We start from the raw sequence: 5795 nt of genomic DNA, 5'->3' as shown, positions 1-5795 counted from the left end.
GTTCCGTTAAGCGTTGTCAGGTCAGGTAATTCAACAGGCTGAGCTGCTGCAGGCGTGCGGTCAACGCGAAAGACGTTTCGATGTGCTGTGTCAGGTCCGCGACCCGTGTCGCGGCTTCGGCCGGATCGACGGCTTCCAGGTCGAGAATGTGCCGTTCGAAAAGGTCGACCTGCGTTTTCATCCGATCGTTGGCATCGGAAACCCGCTTCTGGACGATGCCGGTCTCGGATTGAAGCTGGCCAATGCCGCTCAGCGCTTCGCCAACCAATGTGGTGGAGCGGCTGACAACCGTATTCTTCGCCGCCTGGCTGACGTTGCTGGACATCAGGCTGCTGACCATGGCTGCCGCCATTGCGAGCTTCTGGATGCCGGCGCTGTTGGCGCTGGTCGACGTCGGTGTGGTTTCGTTGAGTGCGATGCGGCTGACGATCTGCTGGTCGGTGGCGTTCGACCAGTTGCCCTGCCAACCAGCGCCCGTGAACTGCGGGGCGACATCATTGGTGATGAAATCGTCCATCTGGGCAGCCGTGATGTCGGCCGCGAGCGGATCATCCTGGGTGAAGCCGAAATTGGCGACGAAAGCGGCGTCGAATGCCGCCTTGGCGGGGGAGCCGGCAGCTGTGAAGTCGTTGATTGGCTTGACGTCGGTGTTGGTGCCGGCGAACAGGTATTCGCCATTGACGCTGGTGTTGAGGATCGAGGTCAGCTGCTGGATGGTCGCCTTGCCGGAGGATTGGGTGAGGCTGTTGGACGAGTCGCTTGAGGAGGCGGTGGTCAGGGCGGACAGGAACGTCTGAGCGGCGGTCGAGAGTTGACCAAGCGAGGTCTGCGTCGAGGAGAGCCGGGCGCCGACCAGGCCGTTGGAATCGATGATGACGTTGAGCCGGTCAAGATCGCGCTGGAAAGTGACGGCCTGGGTGGTGCGCCCGCCGAGAGCCAGGCCGACGTCGGCGACCCTGCCCGTCGAGGATTCTTTCGTGGCTTTGACGAGTTCGGCCTGCATGCGCATCTGCTGGGAGCGCATGGCATTGGAGATTGCGGCCGAGGAGACTGAAGTCATGGAATTATCCCACCGCGTTGAGCAAGGCCGTCATCATGTCGTCGACGGTTTTCATCATCCGGGCCGACGCCTGGTAGGTGTGTTCGAGGTCGAGCAGCAGCGACATTTCCTGGTCGACATTGACCCCGGTCGCGTTGGACAGCGCCTCGGCGCTGCGCGACGCCAGCGCTTCCTTGGCGTCGGAGGCGGTCGAAGCCTGCTGGCGCACGCCCTCGAACCAGCCGATCGAACTGGCGGCGTAATCGGACACGCTGGACGTTGCCGAAACCCCGGCGGCGGGGTCGAAAATCATCGGCTGGTCGAGCCGGTCGCCATAGGCAACCAGAAGGGTGGAATAGGACGCGCCACCGCCCGTGTTGGCGACGTAGGCCGCACCGTTGGCACCGCCGTCGCGCAGCAGCATCGGGTTGCCGCCGGTGCCCGGGTCCATCGCTGCATTGACGCTGATGGACGCGGCAAGGCCGTTGACCAGCGTGCCGGCCGCCGGCACGGCCGGCGCACCAGACCAGGTGAACAGGCCGGCGGCGTTGGCCATCGAGGGTGCGGTCTCGGCAAAGGCTGTGATCAGGCCACGCGCGGTCTCGTCGAGCTGGCTCTGCATGGTCGAGGCGACGCCGTCGCGCAATTGCAGCAGGCCGGCAAGCGTGCCGCTGGCGCTGGTGTTGCCACCGGCTCCCGCCGAGATCGGCACATTGTCGATGTAGACGGCATTGCCGGCGGCACCCGCGGTATAGCCTGCCGACGCCGCGAAGGTGACCGTGCGCGGTATCGTCTCGAACAAGGTCGTGCCGTCGCCGGTGGTGATGACCATGTCATTGTCGCCTCGCGTGAAGGTCGACACCGGGACATAGTTCGAAATCTTCTTCAAAAGCGCATCGCGCTGGTCGAGCGCATCGGAAACGTCGGTGCCGGAACGGGTTCCGGACATGACGGCCGTGTTGGCATCCTGGAATTGGCCGAGCAGCGAGTTCAGGTCGTCGACGGCGGTGGCAATCTGACCGTCGGTCTGGGTGCGGAAATCCTGGACTGCCTTGGAGCCCTCATTGAGCGAGCGCACGACCTGTTTGGCGGCGTCGATGACGGAGGCGCCGAGGTTCTGATTCGACGGCGAGGTGGCGTAGAGCTGCAGCGCCTGCTGCAGGTTGGCGATCGCAGTCGAGGGCGAGGACGCATTGTCGACGCCATTGACCGCAACACCCAACTGATCCATGCCGTTGTAGAGAGCGTTCTGGCCGCTCCAGGCCGATAGCGCGGCGAGATTCTGGCGAAACAGAAGCTCGTTGGCTGCGCGCTGGATATCGACCGAGCGCGCACCCGGCGCCGTGCTGGTGACGACGGCCTGGCGCCGCGAATAGTCCGGGTTGGAGGCGTCGGCGACATTGCGCGAGACAACGCTGGTCTGTCGCGCGGTGTTCATAAGCGCCGACTGGGCGATACTCAATGCGGTAGACAGTGACATGCGGGTCTTTCGCGGGCGACGCCCGTCTTATCTCTTCAGGTTGACAAGGACGTCCATCAGATCGGAACCGGTCTGGAAGACTTTCGAATTGGCGGTGTAGCTGCGCTGCGCCGCGATCATGTTGGTCAGTTCTTCGGCGATATCGACGTTGGAATTCTCGAGCGCGCCGGAGATGATGGAGCCGAGCTTGCCTTCATTGGCAAAGCCGACACGAACCGCGCCGGACTCGGTGCCTTGCGAATAGACGTTGCCAGGCAGCGCCTTGAGCTGGTCCGGGCTCTGTACGTCGGCGAGCGGGATCTTGTAGAGCGGCTTGGTCGAGCCGTCCTTGTACTGAGCGTAGATGGTGCCGTCCTTGCTGATCTGGACCTTGTCGATGGTGCTCGGTGCGTTGCCGTTGACCTGGGCGTCGGAAACCGTGAAGCCGGTGCCAAGCTGGGTCAGCGCCGACAGATCGAGATTGAGGGTGGCGCCGTTCGGCACAGTAAATGAAACGTTGGTGGGCGTGCCGGTGAGCTTGCCGGTGGTGGTGTCGAAGGTCAGGTTGGCCGAGCCCAGCAAGCCGCCGGCGGTGTAGGGGAACGATGTTCCAGCGGTGGCCTTCGACTGATCGAAGACCGCCACCTGCCAGGTGCCGGCGCCGGTGTTGGTGAAATAGACGTCGAGCAGCTTCTTGTTGCCGAGATTGTCGTAGGCGACCATGGAGGATTTCGACGTGTATTGCGCGGTCGCAGCGTTGGCGGCGGGCAGATTGGCGGTCGCGACCGGGGTCGCACCCGCCGGCAGGTTGCCGGCAAAGCTGCCCTCGGTGCTCGGCGTTGCGGTCATGCCCTGGTCGGAGATGACAACCGGGACCAATCCCTCGAAGCCGTTGACCGTCGCTGCCGGTACGCCGTTCTCGTAACTGTAGGCCATCAGCTGGAAACCGGCCGAGTTGACAAGCCTGCCCTGACCGTCGGGAACGAAAGCGCCGGCTCGGGTCAGATAGGGGGTACCGCTCGGATCCTGAACGACAAAGAAGCCATCGCCGCTGACGGCAAGGTCGGAAACCGAGGTCGTGTACTGAAGCACGCCCGGATCGCTGACCGCCTGACGGATCGTCGTGGTGACGCCGCCGGAATTGTAGGCGCCACCGGTCGACGGCATGACCAGCGTCGAAAATTCGGCGGAGGACCGCTTGTAACCCGTGGTATCTGAATTGGCGATGTTGTCGGCGACCGTCGACAGGCGGTTTGCCTGCGCGTTCATGCCGGAAACGCCGGTCCGCATCATTCCATAGAGGCTCATCGAAACGTCTCCGCTGTGTCCATGCTGCTGGCTGCGAGGCTACGCATGTTTTCTTGCGCGAGGCTGGCGCGGCGCTGCATCAGAAGACGAGCCGGTAGCCGAGGAAACGCTTGGAATCGATCGGGTCGGTGCCCAGCTTCTCGCGCAGCTTCTTGCGCAGTTTGCTGATGTGGCTCTCCACCACGTTCTCCTCGACCTCTTCGTCGAAGATGCCGTAGATGGCGTTGAAGACCTGGGTCTTGGTGACCCGGCGCCCGCGATTGCTCGCCAGATATTCGAGGATGCGGCGCTCGCGGCGCGGCAGGGGGAGGGGCTGACCGTCGATCTCGGGGTCGCGGCCGTCCATGAAGATGCGCATGGCGCCGATCTCGGTGTAGGCGACGTCTTCCTGGGCGCGGCGGCGGATCGCGGTGATGCGGGCCAGGATCTCACGGATATGGACGGGCTTGCGAATGACGTCATCGACGCCGCTCTCGAACAACCGCAGCGTGTTCTCCAGCGAATGCTGTTCGCTCAGCGCAATCACCGGGGCGCCGGTGCGGTCGCGGATCTGGCGCGGAGAGATGGAACCTTCGCGGCAATCGCCGATGAGGAAGGCCCTGACCGAGCGCAGATCGGTGTCGGCGGCCGAATTCACCCACTCACCGAATTCGCCGGATGCAAAGCCTGCACAGGCGATGCCCTCACGATCGAAAAGTGAATTGTATCCCTCTGTTACGAGCTCGCGCTCGTCAACGATCACAATCATCGGCCCCGCCTTCCGAATCAAATCATTTGCCCCGTGAAGAGAGGCCTATCCGCTGGCGAGAATCCTGAACAACCGTCATTTCTTATAGCTAGTTTCTTGGGAGTCTGGAATCGTATCGGTTGCATTAGCGTGCAGCCAGATACGCATTCGGCGCCAAGTCTTGGCCAGGCCAGAACAACAATTCGGGGTTGTGTGGCAGGTCTATTAGTAATGGGAAATGCGCTTATGGGTTGCAGAATCCGCGGGCGTTCGCGGTCCATTTTCCAAAGCCGGTGGCGACCATGTTGGCAATGACACGGCAGACATAGATCTTCTGCGCCGGGTCATTGTCGGGGCCGGCATGATAGCGGGCCACGGCCATCGACCAGGTCTCGTGACGGGCATGAAGGCTGGCCAGGAAGCGCGCCGCATAGTCGACGTTCTGACGTGGGTCGAGCATGTCCTCGACGCTGCGAAAATGCGATGCGTGGTAGTGGTGGTTGATCTGCATGCAGCCCAGATCGATCAGGGTCTTGCCCTCGCGCCGGGCATTGGCGAAGGCGGCAAGGGCCTCGGTCCGGCTCCTGGGAAAGACTGCTTTTCCCTCTATATTCAAAGCGTTGGGTTGAAGGCTGCCCTTGTTGCCGGTCTCCGTCAGGCCAACGGCATAAAGGATGCCGGCGGGAACGCCATAGCGGTCGGCGGCGCGCAGGATTTCCGGCTCGCAAGGGTTGGTCGTGGCTGCGGCAGCTGTTACCGCGCTAGATAAAGATATCGCCGCCAGCGCGCTCGCGAGAAGGCGAAGTGCCGCGGCCGTAGTCCTGCGCGTCATCGTTGCGGTTCCCTGAGGATTGCTGACCCGGTTGCTGGCCGCCGGCTCCACCATTGCCGCCGCCCGAATTCCCCGGTTGAAAGGATGCTGGATCGCGGCCTGTTGCGGCCGCCAAGGGAGCGGTTGCATCCGTCCGGGTTGTAGCGGGAACTGCTACCGAAGGTTGCATTATCGTGACCTTGTCAACCTCGAAGCCGAGCCCTCGCAGCGACTTGACGATGGCCTCGCTGTCGGCCGACAGCCGACGATAGGCATCGTGTGTTTCAGGCTTCAGCTCAATCGAAAGTTGTTCCCCGGAGAGGCGAAGATTGGCCGTCACCATGCCGAGTTCGGCAGGGTGAAGTTCGATCTTCAACACATGTGTCGGAACGGCAACAGAGCTGGCCAGATGGGTGGTCGTGGGTGAGGCTGAAAGCGCCTTTTGCGGCCC

At 62.8% G+C, this 5795-nt stretch carries 6 protein-coding genes; all 6 read right to left on the bottom strand.

What is annotated here, in order from left to right; genetic code table 11:
- Positions 1-16: 16 nt before the first annotated feature.
- A complete protein-coding gene (locus EN991_RS20830; protein WP_127369442.1) occupies positions 17-1060 on the bottom strand; it encodes a flagellar hook-associated family protein in 1044 nt (347 codons plus the stop codon).
- A 4-nt stretch (positions 1061-1064) separates the two neighbouring features.
- A complete protein-coding gene (gene flgK, locus EN991_RS20825; RefSeq protein WP_127369441.1) occupies positions 1065-2519 on the bottom strand; it encodes a flagellar hook-associated protein FlgK in 1455 nt (484 codons plus the stop codon).
- A gap of 27 nt (positions 2520-2546) precedes the next feature.
- Positions 2547-3806 carry a flagellar hook protein FlgE gene (locus tag EN991_RS20820; protein ID WP_013529779.1) on the bottom strand — a complete coding sequence of 420 codons (1260 nt, stop codon included), beginning with the start codon at positions 3804-3806 and terminating at the stop codon, positions 2547-2549.
- Between the two features lie 79 nt (positions 3807-3885).
- The gene (locus EN991_RS20815; RefSeq protein WP_013529780.1) at positions 3886-4554 is read right to left on the bottom strand and encodes a response regulator transcription factor; all 669 of its coding nucleotides are present in this window, start codon (positions 4552-4554) and stop codon (positions 3886-3888) included.
- Positions 4555-4777: 223 nt separating this feature from the next.
- Complete coding sequence (locus EN991_RS20810; RefSeq protein ID WP_164753690.1) at positions 4778-5365, bottom strand: transglycosylase SLT domain-containing protein; 588 nt, start codon at positions 5363-5365, stop codon at positions 4778-4780.
- On the bottom strand, positions 5295-5795 hold a 501-nt coding region (locus EN991_RS20805), incomplete at its 5' end, for a flagellar hook-length control protein FliK (protein WP_164769235.1). The genes EN991_RS20810 and EN991_RS20805, both read right to left, overlap by 71 nt.

Source organism: Mesorhizobium sp. M7A.F.Ca.US.005.03.2.1 (assembly GCF_003997795.1).
In the GTDB taxonomy this organism is placed as follows: domain Bacteria; phylum Pseudomonadota; class Alphaproteobacteria; order Rhizobiales; family Rhizobiaceae; genus Mesorhizobium; species Mesorhizobium ciceri.
Note: the sequence above shows the minus strand (reverse complement) of the source record. Positions and strands in the feature narration are given on the sequence as shown.

Bases quoted from the DNA above. Each gene is read 5' to 3' on its own strand.
- EN991_RS20830 (WP_127369442.1), bottom strand. From the start codon at position 1,060: ATGACTTCAGTCTCCTCGGCCGCAATCTCCAATGCCATGCGCTCCCAG.
- flgK (WP_127369441.1), bottom strand. From the start codon at position 2,519: ATGTCACTGTCTACCGCATTGAGTATCGCCCAGTCGGCGCTTATGAAC.
- EN991_RS20820 (WP_013529779.1), bottom strand. From the start codon at position 3,806: ATGAGCCTCTATGGAATGATGCGGACCGGCGTTTCCGGCATGAACGCG.
- EN991_RS20815 (WP_013529780.1), bottom strand. From the start codon at position 4,554: ATGATTGTGATCGTTGACGAGCGCGAGCTCGTAACAGAGGGATACAAT.
- EN991_RS20810 (WP_164753690.1), bottom strand. From the start codon at position 5,365: ATGACGCGCAGGACTACGGCCGCGGCACTTCGCCTTCTCGCGAGCGCG.